Source organism: Rahnella sp. ATs2 (assembly GCF_051851855.1).
Classification (GTDB): domain Bacteria; phylum Pseudomonadota; class Gammaproteobacteria; order Enterobacterales; family Enterobacteriaceae; genus Rahnella; species Rahnella variigena.
This window is the reverse complement of record NZ_JBLYPL010000007.1, coordinates 35,548-51,720: the sequence shown is the minus strand read 5'-3', so window position 1 is coordinate 51,720 and position 16,173 is coordinate 35,548. Positions and strand designations below refer to the sequence as shown.

Here is a 16,173-nt window from a genome sequence, read left to right as displayed (position 1 = left end):
CTTAAAATACCTCTTTCGCATTGTGGGCGGTGGCGATGGCGCGCAGGACTGCACGGGCTTTATTACGGGTTTCGTCGGCTTCAGCTTGCGGGACGGAATCCAGCACCACGCCGCCGCCTGCCTGCACGGTGGCAATGCCGTCTTCGACATAGGCTGAGCGGATCACGATGCAGGTATCTAAATCACCGTGAGCGGTGAAGTAGCCAACCGCGCCGCCGTAACTGCCGCGACGTGTCTGCTCGGAGGCGGAAATCAGCTGCATGGCGCGAACTTTCGGTGCGCCGGTCAGCGTGCCCATATTCATGACGGCCTGATAAGCATGCAGCACGTCGAGGTCATGACGCAGTGTGCCGACCACGCGGGACACCAGATGCATCACGAAAGAATAACGGTCAACTTTGGTCAGGTCGGCGACGTAACGGCTGCCAGGCTCACAGATACGCGCCAGATCGTTACGCGCTAAATCCACCAGCATCAGATGCTCGGCCAGTTCTTTATGATCGGTACGCATTTCCAGTTCGATACGGCTGTCGAGATCTAAATCCAGTGAACCGTCAGCACGGCGACCGCGCGGGCGGGTGCCTGCAATCGGATAGATTTCGATCTGGCGATTCGTCGCGTCATATTTCAGCGCGCTCTCTGGCGATGCGCCGAACAACGTGAAATCGTTGTCCTGCATGAAAAACATGTACGGGCTCGGGTTGTTGTTTTTCAGCGTTTCATAAGCTGCCAGCGGAGCAGGGCATGGCAGTGAGAAACGACGTGAAGGCACGACCTGGAAAATTTCACCGGCGCGGATCGCCACTTTCATTTTTTCAACAACGGCGCCGAACACCTCGTCACTCTGGTTCACGCTCAGTTGCATTTCCGGCACGCTCTGATGCGCAATGGCGTGCGCCGGTAATTGCAGCTGATGTTGCAACTGTTCCAGACGCTCGTGCAGGCGCTGTTTCTCTTCAGCTGATGGGGTAAACAAGCTGGCCTGCAGACGGCAGGAGCGGTTCTGATGGTCAAGCACCAGCAGGGTTTCTGCCAGATAGAAACAGAAATCCGGGCAGCGCTGATCAGAAGGCAGTTGCGGTAAATCTTCGAAACCGGCGACCAGGTCATAAGCAAACAGACCGCCGAGGAACATCGCCTCGCGCTCATCCGCAGGCGTTTCAACTGAGGTCAGAATGCTACGCAGTGCGTCAAATACGGAACGTGAACGCAGACGGGCATCTTCGTCCTGCATCTGGTCAATCACCGGGAAGCTCAGTTCGCGACCGTTCGGACGAACATCATTGCGGATTTCAGCCGGTAATGCGGCGTCAATCAGTGACAGTAAAGACGCGCCGTTGGGGGTCAGTGCCTGAATGGAAACCCGGGAACCCAGCGCAGTGATGCGCAGGGCGCTGTCAACAATCAACAGGCTCTTCAGGTTTTCTTTGCTGGTCACTTCTGAGGATTCAAGCAGCAGCGTAGCCGGGCGTGCGCCACAAAGCTGGTGGAAAATGGCCGTCGGGTCGCTGCGATAACATCCTTCTGCGGTCAGCAATTCTAATCGTGGTTTCTGAATAGTCATTTTGCTTCCTGAAATTTTTTAACGTTTCTGTAAAACAGATTTCAAATAGACGGCCACAAAAAAGCCCGCATTATGCGGGCTTCGGAAATCTTGCAGCGTCTGATGACAGCTATGCGTGATTATTCCGCCCGCCAAAGGGAAGTACGCCACCAGCTGAGAACCGCCATCATGTGAGTTTTCATCATCAGACACTCTTGTTTGTTTATGAAGCTAACGTCTTTAAAACGTAAGCTTTCTGAATCGGTTTGTCACGCTGTTCATTTCTGAACTGTCCCGTGAACTTGCGTACTAGTAAACTAGTTCAGGGATGTAAAGTCAACCCTCTTTTTCATGCACTTCCCCGCTTTAGTGCGGCCGTGGTGCGGCTGTATTGTGCAAAAAGTGTTATCGCACCGTTGCAGTGCATCACGTTCAGGTGAAAATCATCCCTAACGTGAAAAGCCCTAACGCGTTATGATGGGCGCTGCATTCAGAAACAGGTTAATTCCCCACGTGACGACGACTTTACCCGTAAACACTTCATCTTCAGCAGACGATCAGACCCCCAGCACTGCATTCACGATCTACGATCTTCACAGCCATACCACGGCGTCGGACGGCTATCTAACGCCTGAAGCACTGGTCGCGCGTGCGGTGGAAATGCGGGTGGGCGTTCTGGCGATCACCGATCACGACAGCACGGAAGGGCTGGCGCGGGCGGCACAAGCCATTGCTGAAAATCAGCTGCCGTTGCAACTGGTGAACGGTGTTGAAATTTCTACATTGTGGGAAAACCATGAAATTCACATCGTCGGGCTGGGCATCGACCCTTTGCATCCGGCGATGATCGAACTGCTGAAAGTGCAGGCCGATTTACGTCAGCAACGTGCGCAGGAAATGGGCCGTCGTCTGGCGAAAGCGCGTATCGAAGGTGCATGGGAAGGCGCGTTGCGTCTGGCCGATGGTGGTGCCGTCACCCGGGCACACTTTGCCCGCTATCTGGTGGAATTCGGTGCGGCTGATAATATCGCCCAGGTGTTCAAAAAATTCCTCGCCAAAGGCAAGACCGGCTATGTTCCGCCACAGTGGTGTACAATAGAACAAGCGATTGATGCGATTCATCAGTCTGGCGGACAGGCCGTGGTCGCCCATCCGGGGCGTTATGACTTGTCCACAAAATGGCTGAAACGCCTGCTCGCGTTCTTTGCGGAACAGGGCGGCGATGCGATGGAAGTCGCGCAGTGTCAGCAGGCACCCAATGAGCGTGCGCAACTGGCGGCTTACGCCCGTGACTATAATTTGCTCGCCTCGCAGGGGTCTGATTTTCATCAGCCCTGTTCGTGGATTGAGCTGGGGCGCAAACTTTGGCTTCCCGCAGGCGTTGAACCGGTATGGCAACACTGGCCGGTCGCCGGGAAACAGCCTGAAATTGAACTGGTCTGAAGCCCGACCGCAGAAGAAGAATTAAGAGGGAACAATGAGTCAATATTTTTATATTCACCCTGAAAATCCGCAGCCACGCCTGATTAATCAGGCGGTCGAATTGCTGCGCAAGGGCAATGTGATCGTTTATCCGACGGACTCTGGCTATGCGCTGGGTTGTCGTCTGGAAGAAAAGAACGCGATGGAGCGCATTTGCCGCATCCGTCAGTTAGACGGAAACCACAACTTTACTCTGATGTGCCGTGATCTCTCTGAGCTGTCCACTTACGCTTACGTGGATAATTCGGCATTTCGTCTGATCAAAAATAACACGCCGGGTAACTACACGTTCATTCTGAAAGCGACCAAAGAAGTGCCGCGTCGCCTGATGAGTGAGAAGCGTAAAACCATTGGTCTGCGCGTGCCATCAAACCCGATTGCTGTCGCATTACTCGATGCACTGGGTGAGCCGCTGATGTCCACCACGCTGATGCTGCCGGGCAATGACTTTGCAGAATCTGATCCGGAAGACATCAAGGATAATTTAGGCAAGCTGGTTGATCTGGTGATTGACGGCGGATCCCTCGGTCAGCAACCGACGACGGTGATTGACCTGACCGAAGCGTCACCGGAAGTGATACGTGAAGGCGCGGGCGATCCGGCACCTTTCCGCTGATCTTCCCGTGAGCCATTTTTTGCATTTTGTTTGAAAAATAATCAGCCCGTAACGTCCTTAGCGGGATACAAATTACTGATAAATGTGTATAATGGCGGGCTGACTTTTTTGTAAGTCGTTGTATCACTACGCAATAACTGAATTTTGGCGGGCAGATGGCGAATCACGTCATGCTGCCGGCTCCCCCCGACGCCTGTGAAGGCGACAAATGAGGCTGCTCAATGAGCGAGAAGTATAATTCCCAGAAGCACACCAGCGATAAAGCCAAACCGGCACGTCCATCTGGTGACAAGCCAAAAAGTGGCAGAAATTCCGGCGCAGCTAAAAGCCGTCCGGAACCGTCACGGGCTGAAAAGCGCGGCGAAAAGCCACGTACTGACAAACCACGTACAGATAAACCACGCAGCGACAAGCCGCGTTCAGACAAACCACGTTCTGACGCAGGCCGCGGCGATTCACGCACCGAAAACTCCCGTATTGAAAAACCACGTACAGGCAAACCGGGTCGTCCGGAAAATGCCCGTGGTGAAAAACCTCGCGCGCCGCTAAAACCGCGTGGTACCAAACCTAAAGCTGAAGCGCTGTTTGATGAAAACGGCGAAGAAGAAGAAGTGAAATACCAGAAGCCGAAGAACGCACTGGACAGCACCGAAGGACAAAGCGAAAAGCTGCAAAAAGTCCTGGCGCGTGCAGGCCACGGTTCACGTCGTGAAGTTGAAGCGATGATCCAGGCTGGCCGCGTCAGCGTTGACGGTAAAATTTCTACGCTGGGCGACCGCGTGGAAGTCACCGGCGGCACCAAAATTCGTCTTGATGGCCACGTTCTGTCAGTGATGGAATCTCAGGACACTGTCTGCCGCGTGCTGGCGTACTACAAGCCGGAAGGCGAGTTGTGTACGCGCAGTGATCCGGAAGGCCGTCCGACCGTCTTTGACCGTCTGCCAAAAATGCGCGGTTCACGCTGGATTGCGGTAGGGCGTCTGGACGTTAACACCTCCGGCCTGCTGTTATTCACCACCGACGGTGAACTGGCTAACCGCCTGATGCACCCGAGCCGTGAAGTTGAACGCGAATATGCCGTACGTGTGTTCGGTCAGGTTGATGATGAAAAAATCAAACAACTGAGCCGTGGCGTGCAGCTGGAAGACGGTCCTGCGGCATTCCGCTCGATCAAATTCCAGGGCGGCGAAGGCCTGAACCAGTGGTACAACGTGACCCTGACAGAAGGGCGTAACCGCGAAGTTCGTCGTCTGTGGGAAGCCGTTGGCGTGCAGGTCAGTCGCCTGATCCGCGTGCGTTATGGTGACCTGAACCTGCCTAAAGGCCTGCCTCGTGGCGGCTATAAAGAGCTGGATCTGCCAGACATCAACTATCTGCGCACACTGGTCGATATGACCGAAGAAACCGTCAGCAAACTGCCGGTTGAACGTGACCGTCGTCGTGTGAAAGCTAACCAGATCCGTCGTGCTGTTAAGCGCCACACTCAGGTTGCACCGGCACGTCGCGCAACCGGACCGGCAAAACGGGGTTAATCGCTGACAAGCGATGCACTTGCGTCTATGCTCATAAACCGCAGTCAGTGACTGCGGTTTTTTTTGCTCAAAATTCAGGGCATAACGTCATTTCTGACGAATGTTGAATTAACCAACAGAAAGCATGGAGCCGATTATGATGCTGATCACCGGCGGTGCCCGCAGCGGCAAAAGCCGTTTTGCCGAGCAGGTGGCTGAAAAACGTGGCGGCGAGGTGCTGTATATCGCCACCTCGGTCGTGACCGATGCCGAAATGGCGGAGCGCATCCGTTATCACCAGCAACAACGTCCGGCTCACTGGCATACTTTTGAAAGCTATCGTGACCTGGGTAATGTTGTGCGTGCGCATCAGGCGCAGTTTCCGACCATTATTATCGAGTGCATCACGACGCTTATCACCAATCTTCTGTTTGATATTGCCGGTGAAACACCGCCGGAAGAAATGGATTTTGACGCGATAGAACAGCACATTTTTGCGCAAGTTGCACAGCTGATGGAAGCTGCGCAACATCCTGAATCCGAAGTGATTATTGTCACCAACGAAGTGGGCATGGGTATCGTGCCGGACAACCTGCTGGCGCGGCGTTTTCGTGATATCGCCGGGCGGGTAAATCAGCAACTGGCCGCCGCAGCGGACGACGTTTACCTGATTGTCTCAGGCATTCCGCTACCGGTAAAAACATCGGAATAAAACCACTCAGAAAAGGGAATTTATTATGGCTTTTTGGCGGCAGTTTCTGGCGATGTTGCAGTTCCTTACCCGCATTCCGGTGAAGGAACGATGGTGCGACGGCGTTGATCTGAAAGAGTATTCCCGCGGGATTGTCTGTTTTCCGCTGGTCGGACTGGTGATGGGTTTACTTACCGCGCTGGTATGGTGGACTGTCATGCCGCATGTCGGCGCGCTTGTCGCGGCAATCGCCGTTGTCATCGCGCACATTATGCTGACCGGCGGTCTGCATCTCGACGGATTAGCTGACAGTTGCGACGGTTTGTTTTCGGTACGCAGCCGCGAGCGGATCCTTGAAATCATGCGCGACAGCCGCATCGGCACTAATGGCGCGCTGGCGCTGATTGTAGCCGTTGTACTGCGGACAGCGCTGATTTATCAGATGAGTGCGGACGGATTGCCGGTGCTGGCGCTTCTTATCGTCACGCCGGTTGTCGGGCGGGGCATGATGGCGGTGATGATGTACCGTCAGGCTTATGCCCGCGAATCGGGAATGGGCAATTTATTTATCGGTAAAATCAGTGAAGGGCGCTTCGGTGTCACATTGCTGCTGATGACGGCGCTCGTGTTGTTCATCGGCGGGTTATCATCCCTGTTTGCATTGCTGGTGACGCTGCTGTTTGTCTTCGGCTTCCGGCGTTTTGTTGCCAGCCGCATTGGCGGTCAGACCGGTGACACCCTGGGGGCAGCGTGCGAATTAAGTGAACTGGTCTTCCTGTTTTTCCTGCTATGGCACTGAGATAAAGGACAAAATAATGAAACTGTATCTGATACGGCACGGACAAACTCAGGCTAACGTAAGCGGCGTTTTTTGCGGCAGCAGCGACATTGCGCTGACTGCTGAAGGTGAGCGACAGGCGCAGCACGTCGGCCGCCAGCTGGCTTCTGTGCCACTCGATGCGCTGATCCACACCGATATGCGCCGCAGCCGCGATACGGCGGCGATAATTGCTCACGGACGCGAACTGATGATGGAAACTCAGCCTCTGTTGCAAGAGATGGCGTTTGGCGACTGGGAAATGCGCCATCACAAGGAGCTGGAAGCCTCGCAGGCTGAAGGTTATCAGGCCTGGTGTCAGGACTGGCAAAAGGCCGATGTCCCGCAGGGCGAATCTTTTACAGATTTCACCCTGCGTATCCGCCAGGCTTTGCAGCAGCTGCATTTGCGCCCACAGGAAAGCCGGTTAGCGATCGTCGCGCATCAGGGTTCACTCAGCCTGTTGCTGGCGATGATGCTCAAACTGGCACCCTCCGACATGTGGCGCTTCCCGTTTAAGCAGGGCTGTCTGTGTGAAATCGATCTCAGTCATGGCGCTTGTGTGATCCAGCGTTTTAACGACAGCGGTATTTAACTTTTCAAACTCGTAAGGACAACCCGATGGCTTCGCTGGCAAATATCCTCCGTCAGATTGCTGAACCTGATACACAGGCCGCGCAGAAGGCGGCAGAACGGCTCGACAGTCTGGTTAAACCGCTGGGCAGCCTTGGCCGCCTGGAACAACTGGCGATCCAGCTGGCCTCTATTCGTGGCAATCAGCCGTTGCATTTTCCGAGCAAAGAAGTGCTGGTGATGGCTGCCGATCACGGTGTGTGGCAGGAAGGTGTCACGCCGTCTCCGCAGGTTGTAACTGCCATTCAGGCGGTGAATATTGTGCAGGGAAAAGCCGGGGTTTCCGTGCTGGCGAGAGCGGCCGGTGCGCAGGTTACGCTGATTGATTGCGGGATCATTGGCCCGGATGTTCCCGGCACGCTCAACCATAAAATCGCGCAGGGAACGGGAAATATTGCCACCGGCCCGGCGATGACGCGCGAACAGGCTGAGTCATTGCTGATCTGGAGTGCAGAACGAGTGATCGCTAAAGCTGAAAGCGGATTATCGCTGCTGGCTGTCGGCGAACTCGGTATGGCAAACACCACGCCCGCAGCGGCGATGGTGGCGGTGCTGACCGGTGCTCAGCCTGCGCAAACCGTCGGACTGGGTGCGAATCTGCCACCGGACAGACTGGCACATAAAATCAGCGTGGTGGAAAAAGCCATTGCGGTCAATCAGCCTGACCCGTCAGATGCGCTGGATGTGATGGCGAAAGTGGGGGGCTTTGAACTGGTGGCGATGGCGGGTGCCATGATTGGAGCGGCAGCTGCTGGTATTCCGCTGGTACTGGATGGTTTTCTTTCTTACGCATCAGCGCTGGCGGCATGCCAGATTGCGCCTGCGCTGAAACCCTATCTCATTCCTTCGCATCTTTCGGCAGAGCAGGGCGCGACGCTGGCGCTGGAAGCACTGGGCCTGACACCATATTTTGATCTGAACCTGCGGCTGGGCGAAGGCAGCGGCGCGGCGCTCGCGTTACCGCTGATTGATGCCGCCTGCGCGATTCATAACGAAATGGCGACGCTGGCAGAATGTCAGATTGAGCTTTAACCGGTGAAACAGGGCGTCACCAGTCGATGCCCTGTTGCGCCATAATACCGGCGTCAAACGCATGTTTTACCGGCCGCAGTTCGCTGACGGTATCGGCCATTTCCAGCAAATCACGATGACAACCACGTCCGGTAATAATCACCGTCTGGTGCGCCGGACGGGCATTTAGCGCGTCCACCACATCCTGTAAATCCAGATAGCCGAAACTGACCATGTAGGTCAGTTCATCGAGCACCACCAGATCCAACGAGGCATCGGCCAGCATGCGTTTTCCGTGCTGCCAGACGGCCTGACAGGCTTCGGTATCGGTTTCTTTATTCTGCGTTTCCCAGGTAAAACCGGTCGCCATCACCTGAAATTCCACGCCGTGCGGCTCGAGCAGGTTCTTCTCGCCGTTCGGCCATTCACCCTTGATAAACTGGATCACTGCCGCACGCATACCATGCCCGACGGCGCGGGTGACGGTACCAAAGGCCGCCGTGGTTTTGCCCTTACCGTTGCCGGTAAACACAATCAGAATGCCGCGTTGTTCTTTGGCAGCATCAATACGTGCATCAACCTGTTCTTTCAGCTTTTGCTGGCGCTGCTTGTGGCGATCTTCGGTCATCAGTGACTCCGTGATTATTCTGCCGGACCGGCTTTACGCCCCGGCTGGGCATCAAAACTGATACCGGTTTTACGGCGGCTGTCATCGCCCATCAGGTAAAGATACAACGGCATGATGTCGGCCGGTGTTTTGAGTTTATCTTTGTTTTCATCGGGGAACGCCGAGGCACGCATGCTGGTGCGCGTACCGCCCGGATTGATGCAGTTGACGCGCAAACCGGTATGCTTATGCTCTTCAGCCAGCACCTGCATCATGCCTTCGGTAGCGAATTTGGACACGGCATAGGCACCCCAGCCGCTGCGGCCTTCGCGTCCCACGCTGGAGGTGGTGAAGACCAGCGAAGAACTGGCGGATTTCAGCATCAGCGGCAGTAACGCCTGCGTCAGCATAAAGGTTGCATTCACGTTAACCTGCATCACGTTCATCCAGTCCTGCAGCTGAATTTCGGCCATCGGCGTAATCTCAGTCAGCAGGCCTGCATTGTGTAAAACGCCGTCGAGATGTGGTACCCATTGCGCGATTTGATCGGCAACGCGCTGGCAATCCTGCTGGCTGGCGGTCAGTAAATCCAGTGCATAAATAAAAGCCGGGCGCAGGTTTCTTGCCGCAATTTCCTGCTGCACGCTGGCCAGCTTGCTCTCAGTGCGACCCAGCAAAATCAACTGCGCGCCGAAGCGGGCGTAGGTCAGGGCGGCTTCGCGACCAATGCCGTCGCCGGCGCCGGTAATGAGAATAATGCGGTTGTTGAGCAAATCAGATTTAGGATGGTAATGCACAGTCAGTCCTCTTATACGGGGGCGCGATATGGCGGCAAATGGCCGTCATCATATCTGGCGCTCTTAATATCAAAAATGCCGGGAACGGGAGAAATTGCGCTCAACCGCAGTCCGACATTGTGGCGAAAATTTGGGGTGTTTCGGCAGTGATCACCGCTTGTATGCCTCAAATGGGCATGAGTTTCAATGATTAACCGAAAAACGGACAGTTCTTTTGTAACAAAATTGGAACACCGGCGCACTCAGTTTTACGTACGATTGACAATGTCATATTCAAACAAGACGCCGCAGCGACGATTGTCTAGAATGTTCAACATCTTTCTGACCACGGTTTTATGACCACATAGATAAGGCGGTTTTGTGGATTTACTTTCTCTTTATGGGCTGTTTTTGGCCAAAGTTGTGACTGTAGTGATCGCCATCGGCGCACTGATAATTCTGGTGATTGGCCTTCGTCACCGTAAATCTCACAGCAAAGGTGAGTTACAGCTGATCGACTTAGGCGAACAATACCGCGAAATGCAACGTGAAATGCGCAGTGCGCGTATGAATCCTGCAGAGCTGAAAATTCGCAGCAAGGAACTGAAGAAAAAAGACAAAGCGGAAGCCAAACAGAAAAAACTGCAGGCAAAAACCGGTGGCTCGAAAAGCAAACCCTGCCTGTATGTGCTCGATTTTAAAGGCAGTATGGACGCCCACGAAGTCACGTCGCTGCGTGAAGAAATTTCGGCGGTTCTGGCGGTGGCGACACCGGAAGACGAAGTGCTGCTGCGCCTCGAAAGTCCGGGCGGGGTGGTACACGGCTATGGCCTTGCGGCCTCACAACTTGTTCGCCTGCGTCAAAGCGGGATCCGCCTGACCGTTGCCGTGGATAAAGTGGCGGCCAGCGGCGGTTATATGATGGCGTGCGTGGCGGACAGAATCGTTGCCGCGCCGTTTGCCATCATCGGTTCCATCGGTGTTGTGGCGCAAATCCCTAACTTCAACCGTTTGCTGAAAAAGAACGACATTGATATTGAGTTGCATACGGCGGGTGAGTTCAAACGGACGCTGACGTTGCTGGGTGAAAACACCGAGGAAGGGCGCGAGAAATTCCGTGAAGACCTGAACGAAACGCATGTGTTGTTCAAGGAGTTTGTACATCAAAACCGTCCTTCACTCGATATTAATGCGGTTGCGACCGGCGAACACTGGTTCGGTACACAGGCACGAGAAAATGGTCTGATTGATGCGATCGGTACAAGTGATGATTTGCTGATTGCCGAAATGAAAAATCATGAAGTGATCGCGGTGCGTTACAGCCGTCGCAAACGCATGATGGACCTGTTTACCGGCAGTGCAGCAGAAAGCGCGGATCGTCTGTTCCTGCGCTGGTTGCAGCGCAGTCAGAAGCCGTTATTGTAACGCCTGATCTGGCGGGGCATAAATCGTTCTGGCTGAGCATTAAGAGTAAAAAGGGACTTTATTGTCCCTTTTTTATTGTCCCGATTTACTGCAAGAGTTAATCGGTAACGTTAACCTTTATTAGTCTTTTTTTACGCTTAATCGACGAGATGGTATTTTTCTGAAAAAAGATGCGCCAGGTGTTTAAACATATTAAATACTGCCGTGGTTTTTCTGGTCGGTAAACCGTCGTCATCCATGAAAAACTCCCCGCGGAAAACCAGCACATTGCCTTTCTGCTCAACGTCTGTCGCCAGCATTCCGTGCATGTAATCTTCGTGCTCACGGATAACCTTATTCGCCTCGACCAGTAAAGCTTCGCGACTAATTGCCGATGTATTTTCGTGCATGATATTTACTCCCCACTATAATTGCTGACGTTATTGTAATCCCGCGACGGAGAAAACCGCAAATCTGCTGTGGGTAATCCACCTGAACGGTTGATTGTTATTTGTACTAAACAGTCAAGAGTTTGCACGGATTGGCGAAAAGAGCGTTTACGTGTTAATTAGTTTGCGTGACGATTTTAATCAGGTAGAGTGTGGGATTTTGTGGCTTCAGGTGGAATGTTTTGTTTACGCTTGGTCATTATTTGACATAAAAATGGGCGCATTCTGCTGAGCCCTGTCTGGTTAATCCCTTGCAGAATCAGTGTTTTGAACCTCTGGAAGTCAGTTCGCTCCTTCTTTTAAAGAAATGAGTTGACGTTCTGACTCACTGCCGCAATATAAAAAAAGACGTGATATTGTGCCGCGGCATAACTAGACAAAATCTTCTTCAGTTGATGAAGAATCATTCAGGTAAAGGTAATTATGGGCAAAGCTCTCGTAATAGTTGAGTCCCCGGCAAAAGCCAAAACGATTAATAAATATTTAGGAAATGACTACGTGGTTAAGTCCAGCGTCGGTCATATCCGTGATTTACCGACCAGTGGATCCGCTGCTAAAAAAACCGCCGTCTCAACCGAAGAAAAAACAAAGAAAAAAGTAAAAAAGGATGAGAAAACTGCGCTGGTTAATCGCATGGGCGTCGATCCGTTTCATGGCTGGGCTGCTCAATACGAAATACTTCCCGGTAAAGAAAAGGTTGTTGCTGAGTTAAAAGCGTTAGCGGAAAAAGCTGACCACATCTATCTCGCAACCGACCTTGACCGCGAAGGAGAGGCGATTGCCTGGCATTTGCGGGAAGTGATTGGCGGTGATGACAAACGTTTCAGCCGCGTGGTATTTAACGAAATTACCAAAAACGCGATTCAGAATGCCTTTAAAGAACCCGGCGAACTGAATATTGATCGTGTTAACGCTCAGCAGGCGCGTCGCTTTATGGACCGCGTGGTGGGTTACATGGTGTCCCCGCTGCTGTGGAAGAAAATTGCCCGTGGTTTATCCGCTGGCCGTGTTCAGTCCGTGGCAGTGCGTCTGGTGGTGGAACGCGAGAAAGAAATCAAAGCGTTCGTGCCGGAAGAATACTGGGAGTTGCATGCAGATTTGCTGGCGAAGAAAGAAACCGCCCTGCAAATGGAAGTTACGCATCACCTGGAAAAACCGTTCAAGCCGGTGAATAAAGAACAGACTCACGCAGCCGTCTCGCTGCTTGAGAAAGCGCGCTACACCGTGGTTGACCGTGAAGACAAACCGACCAGCAGCAAACCGGGTGCGCCGTTCATTACTTCTACGTTGCAACAGGCGGCCAGTACGCGTCTGAGCTTTGGTGTGAAGAAAACCATGATGATGGCCCAGCGTCTGTACGAAGCCGGTCACATTACCTATATGCGTACTGACTCCACCAACCTGAGCCAGGACGCGGTGGAAATGGTACGCGGCTATATTGGCGAGAATTTCGGCGATAAATACCTGCCGAAAGCCCCGCTGCAGTACAGCAACAAAGAGAACTCTCAGGAAGCGCACGAAGCGATTCGTCCTTCTGATGTGGCCGTTGTTTCCGAACAGCTGAAAGATATGGAAGCGGATGCACAGCGTCTGTATCAGCTGATCTGGCGCCAGTTTGTGGCGTGTCAGATGACACCAGCTCAGTACGATTCCACCACACTGACGGTTAAAGCCGGTGATTATTCCCTGCGTGCCAAAGGCCGTACGCTGCGTTTTGATGGCTGGACCAAGGTGATGCCTGCGTTGCGTAAAGGCGACGAAGACAGAACCTTACCGGCGATTGAAGTGGGCACTGAACTGGAGCTGCAACAACTGCTGCCAACTCAGCACTTCACCAAACCGCCTGCGCGTTTCAGCGAAGCATCACTGGTTAAAGAGCTGGAAAAACGTGGCATTGGCCGTCCGTCTACTTATGCGTCGATCATTTCGACCATTCAGGATCGCGGTTACGTACACGTTGAAAACCGTCGTTTCTATGCCGAGAAAATGGGCGAAATCGTCACCGATCGTCTGGAAGAAAACTTCCGCGAACTGATGAACTACGATTTCACCGCACGCATGGAAGACGGGCTGGATCAGGTCGCTAATAACAAGGCGGAATGGAAAGCGGTTCTCGATGAATTCTTCAGTGAATTCAGCCAGCAGTTAGAAACCGCCGAGAAAGATCCTGAGGAAGGCGGTATGCGCCCGAATCAGATGGTACTGACCAGCATCGAATGCCCGACCTGTGGCCGTCCGATGGGGATCCGCACCGCCAGCACCGGCGTGTTCCTGGGTTGTTCCGGTTATGCGTTGCCGCCGAAAGAGCGCTGCAAAACCACCATCAACCTGATTGCTGATGCTGAAGTGCTCAACATTCTGGAAGGCGACGAAGCCGAAGCCAATGCGCTGCGTGCGAAACGTCGTTGCGGCAAATGCGGCACGGCGATGGACAGCTATCTCATCGACAATCAGCGTAAATTGCATGTCTGCGGTAATAACCCGGAATGTGATGGCTACGAAATCGAGCAGGGCGAGTTCCGCATTAAGGGCTATGACGGCCCGATCGTTGAGTGCGAGAAATGTGGTTCTGAGATGCACCTGAAAATGGGGCGTTTCGGTAAGTACATGGGCTGTACCAACGACGAGTGTAAAAACACCCGTAAGATCTTACGTAACGGTGACGTTGCACCGCCGAAAGAAGATCCGGTTCCATTGCCAGAATTGCCGTGTGAGAAATCAGACGCCTATTTCGTTCTGCGTGATGGTGCGGCTGGTGTCTTCCTGGCGGCCAATACTTTCCCTAAATCGCGCGAAACCCGTGCGCCGCTGGTGGAAGAACTGAAACGCTTTAAAGATCGTCTGCCGGAAAAACTGAGCTATCTGGCCGATGCGCCAGTCGCTGACCCGGAAGGCAATAAATCGATGGTACGTTTCAGCCGTAAGACCAAGCAGCAGTACGTTTCCTCTGAGAAAGACGGTAAAGCCACTGGCTGGACGGCGTTCTTTGTTGATGGTAAATGGGTCGAAGGCAAAAAATAATTATCGCCGTCATACTTCAACTTGCCGATGCGTTGGCTGCGCTCAGTCACCCCGGTCACAGGGTTAGCCCTGTGACCGGGGATGCCAGAGTTTGCCGCCTTCCTGAATTTTGAATTATTTAGGCGATAACCGAATGACTGCATCCTGTTGCGCAGTTGTAAAAAACCAGTCCTCCGGGCTGGTTTTTTTATTGCATTAAGATCTATCATCGCTGAGTTCTGCGTGTTTTTATTATCAGTCTGCGACAGACCGCGATTATCGTTATGTTCTTCGGGTATACATGACGTTAATAATTGATATAATTGTTATATAAAATTTATTCTTATGCACTTAAGTAATAAGTTAATGCGTCTGGGGCATAAAAACGGTGCGTTCACAGACTTCCGGTAGTCGATAAAAAAATCATTTCCAGACTGTTCAGCCAACGGATGAACAGGGATGGCGACAGGGTTTGAAACCAGGGTGGTATGAGATATGAAATTGCAGCAACTGCGCTACATCGTAGAGGTTGTTAATCACAATCTGAACGTCAGTTCGACGGCAGAAGGCCTGTACACGTCGCAGCCGGGTATCAGTAAACAGGTTCGCATGCTGGAAGATGAACTGGGGATCCAGATTTTTTCGCGCAGTGGCAAACATCTCACGCAGGTGACTCCCGCCGGGCAGGAAATTATCCGTATTGCCCGTGAAGTCTTGTCTAAAGTGGATGCCATCAAAGCCGTGGCTGGCGAGCACACTTATCCGGACAAAGGGTCGTTGTATGTGGCGACCACGCACACGCAGGCACGTTATGCCCTGCCGAACGTGATTAAAGGCTTTATCGAGCGTTACCCGCGCGTTTCGCTGCATATGCATCAGGGTTCTCCGACTCAGATTGCTGAAGCCGTTTCCAAAGGGAATGCGGATTTCGCTATCGCCACCGAAGCCCTGCATCTTTACGATGACCTGGTGATGTTGCCTTGTTACCACTGGAACCGTGCGGTCGTGGTTCAGCCGGATCATCCGCTGGCGGGCAAAGAGAAAGTCACCATCGAAGAACTGGCCGCTTACCCTATCGTCACGTATACCTTTGGCTTTACCGGCCGCTCAGAGCTTGATACGGCGTTCAACCGTGCCGGTCTGACGCCACGCATTGTTTTCACCGCCACCGATGCCGACGTGATCAAAACTTATGTACGTCTGGGGCTCGGCGTCGGAGTAATCGCCAGTATGGCGGTGGATCCGGTGCAAGATCCGGATCTGGTCACCGTCGATGCGCGCGATATCTTCACCTACAGCACCACTAAAATCGGTTTCCGCCGCAGTACGTTCCTGCGCAGTTACATGTACGATTTTATCCAGCGCTTTGCGCCGCATCTGACGCGCGATGTGGTGGATTCGGCCATTTCCCTGCGATCTAACGAAGATATCGAAGAGATGTTTAAAGACATCAAACTGCCGGTGAAATAAACCGCAACATTTTCTTTGCTGACCGCCAGTCCCGCCGCCTCTGATGATGCCGCGGGATTTTTTTTGCCTGTTGAACACTTTGAGCTGTTATCGGAATGTTAACAATTATTTGTGTTATCTTTAACTATGCACTTATAAGCCAGCGGGTTATTCCTTAAGGCCA

General features: G+C 53.0%; 14 protein-coding genes and 1 other annotated feature. Of the genes, 10 read left to right on the top strand and 4 right to left on the bottom strand.

Annotated features, from left to right (window positions below):
- Position 1: 1 nt before the first annotated feature.
- Positions 2-1,564 (bottom strand): anthranilate synthase component 1, encoded by a 1,563-nt coding sequence (locus ACJY2G_RS08710; protein ID WP_439291658.1) that lies wholly within the window; start codon positions 1,562-1,564, stop codon positions 2-4.
- A gap of 55 nt (positions 1,565-1,619) precedes the next feature.
- Positions 1,620-1,722 (bottom strand) — a sequence feature (Trp leader region).
- Positions 1,723-2,056: 334 nt separating this feature from the next.
- Between ACJY2G_RS08710 and rnm the strand changes: the two genes are divergently transcribed.
- The 7 genes from rnm to cobT all read left to right on the top strand — a co-directional run bounded on the left by rnm (position 2,057) and on the right by cobT (position 8,325).
- Positions 2,057-2,986: an RNase RNM gene (gene rnm / locus ACJY2G_RS08705; RefSeq protein ID WP_425272789.1), complete on the top strand. Its 930-nt coding sequence runs from the start codon at positions 2,057-2,059 to the stop codon at positions 2,984-2,986.
- Between the two features lie 34 nt (positions 2,987-3,020).
- Positions 3,021-3,641, top strand: a complete 621-nt coding sequence (locus ACJY2G_RS08700) for an L-threonylcarbamoyladenylate synthase (protein ID WP_112288841.1) — start codon at positions 3,021-3,023, stop codon at positions 3,639-3,641.
- 611 nt (positions 3,642-4,252) lie between these two features.
- The gene (rluB, locus tag ACJY2G_RS08695; protein ID WP_240783389.1) at positions 4,253-5,173 is read left to right on the top strand and encodes a 23S rRNA pseudouridine(2605) synthase RluB; all 921 of its coding nucleotides are present in this window, start codon (positions 4,253-4,255) and stop codon (positions 5,171-5,173) included.
- A gap of 136 nt (positions 5,174-5,309) precedes the next feature.
- The gene (gene cobU / locus ACJY2G_RS08690; protein WP_132965970.1) at positions 5,310-5,864 is read left to right on the top strand and encodes a bifunctional adenosylcobinamide kinase/adenosylcobinamide-phosphate guanylyltransferase; all 555 of its coding nucleotides are present in this window, start codon (positions 5,310-5,312) and stop codon (positions 5,862-5,864) included.
- Between the two features lie 25 nt (positions 5,865-5,889).
- Positions 5,890-6,642: an adenosylcobinamide-GDP ribazoletransferase gene (gene cobS / locus ACJY2G_RS08685; RefSeq protein WP_439291657.1), complete on the top strand. Its 753-nt coding sequence runs from the start codon at positions 5,890-5,892 to the stop codon at positions 6,640-6,642.
- 16 nt (positions 6,643-6,658) lie between these two features.
- On the top strand, positions 6,659-7,255 hold the full coding sequence (gene cobC, locus ACJY2G_RS08680; protein WP_439291656.1) for an alpha-ribazole phosphatase: 597 nt from the start codon (positions 6,659-6,661) through the stop codon (positions 7,253-7,255).
- Positions 7,256-7,281: 26 nt separating this feature from the next.
- On the top strand, positions 7,282-8,325 hold the full coding sequence (gene cobT, locus ACJY2G_RS08675; protein ID WP_439291655.1) for a nicotinate-nucleotide--dimethylbenzimidazole phosphoribosyltransferase: 1,044 nt from the start codon (positions 7,282-7,284) through the stop codon (positions 8,323-8,325).
- A 16-nt stretch (positions 8,326-8,341) separates the two neighbouring features.
- On the opposite strand, the gene cobO is transcribed toward cobT, so the two are convergent.
- Together cobO and ACJY2G_RS08665 are read right to left on the bottom strand one after the other, a co-directional pair.
- Positions 8,342-8,932 carry a cob(I)yrinic acid a,c-diamide adenosyltransferase gene (gene cobO / locus ACJY2G_RS08670; protein WP_346637049.1) on the bottom strand — a complete coding sequence of 197 codons (591 nt, stop codon included), beginning with the start codon at positions 8,930-8,932 and terminating at the stop codon, positions 8,342-8,344.
- Positions 8,933-8,946: 14 nt separating this feature from the next.
- Entirely contained in the window at positions 8,947-9,708 is a 762-nt protein-coding gene (locus ACJY2G_RS08665) for a YciK family oxidoreductase (protein WP_120161417.1), read from the bottom strand.
- Positions 9,709-10,068: 360 nt separating this feature from the next.
- On the opposite strand from ACJY2G_RS08665, the gene sohB reads away from it, so the two are divergent.
- The gene (gene sohB, locus ACJY2G_RS08660) at positions 10,069-11,112 is read left to right on the top strand and encodes a protease SohB (RefSeq protein WP_439291654.1); all 1,044 of its coding nucleotides are present in this window, start codon (positions 10,069-10,071) and stop codon (positions 11,110-11,112) included.
- 137 nt (positions 11,113-11,249) lie between these two features.
- On the opposite strand, the gene ACJY2G_RS08655 is transcribed toward sohB, so the two are convergent.
- Positions 11,250-11,501, bottom strand: a complete 252-nt coding sequence (locus tag ACJY2G_RS08655) for a YciN family protein (RefSeq protein ID WP_112288850.1) — start codon at positions 11,499-11,501, stop codon at positions 11,250-11,252.
- 462 nt (positions 11,502-11,963) lie between these two features.
- On the opposite strand from ACJY2G_RS08655, the gene topA reads away from it, so the two are divergent.
- Together topA and cysB are read left to right on the top strand one after the other, a co-directional pair.
- Positions 11,964-14,561 carry a type I DNA topoisomerase gene (gene topA, locus ACJY2G_RS08650; RefSeq protein WP_120161421.1) on the top strand — a complete coding sequence of 866 codons (2,598 nt, stop codon included), beginning with the start codon at positions 11,964-11,966 and terminating at the stop codon, positions 14,559-14,561.
- Positions 14,562-15,035: 474 nt separating this feature from the next.
- Positions 15,036-16,010, top strand: a complete 975-nt coding sequence (gene cysB / locus ACJY2G_RS08645) for an HTH-type transcriptional regulator CysB (RefSeq protein WP_112288851.1) — start codon at positions 15,036-15,038, stop codon at positions 16,008-16,010.
- Positions 16,011-16,173 lie beyond the last annotated feature (163 nt).